The sequence below is a fragment of the Vibrio sp. 03_296 genome (assembly GCF_002265885.1).
Genome location: NZ_NPKW01000263.1, coordinates 1 through 663, shown reverse-complemented (window position 1 = coordinate 663; position 663 = coordinate 1). Strand labels below are relative to the sequence as shown.

Annotated in this window: 1 pseudogene; it reads left to right on the top strand. The window is 50.7% G+C overall.

From position 1 onward, the window contains the following. Positions 1-221: 221 nt before the first annotated feature. Positions 222-663: pseudogene (locus CIK04_RS23845) on the top strand (sugar-binding domain-containing protein); the annotation flags it as partial.

Genomic DNA, 663 nt, shown 5'->3' with positions numbered 1-663 from the left:
AAACGTTTCCAGATCTTCATTACACTCAGGCTCAATTAAGAACTTGTTACTTGCTCTCGCAGCTCTAAAACACGCTGACTTATCCGCCTGCAGGTAACATCAATCATATAGGCACCACATGACTGCATTTCAGAAATTCTCCAACGACGTCGACTGGGAAACCGCAATCCGTGAACATTCACTGCCTAAAGGCACACAGTCCGCTCGCCAGTTTTCGCGATATGGCCCACGCTCGCGATGGTATTCACGCCCAGCGCCAATCGCTAATGACAATGAGAATACAACTGTTTGATGCGCCAGAGCAGGTGGAGGGCCAGTTCACGCAGGCCGATTTCAATGACGCTGAATGGGATGAGATCCCCGTGCCGTCCAACTGGCAACTGCACGGTTACGACAAACCCATTTACGCCAATATTAAATATCCATTTGACGTGAACCCGCCGTTCGTGCCCCGTGAAACCCAACCGGTTGTTATCGCACTAGGGTATCGTTGTCGCCAGAAGATTTGCTCAACACCCAACGCATCATCTTCGACGGTGTGAACTCGGCGTTCCATCTTTGGTGTAACGGCACTTGGGTTGGCTACAGCCAAGACAGCCGTTTACCTGCCGAATTTGATCTCACATCACACCTAGTTGCGGGGAAAACACACTTGCGGTCATG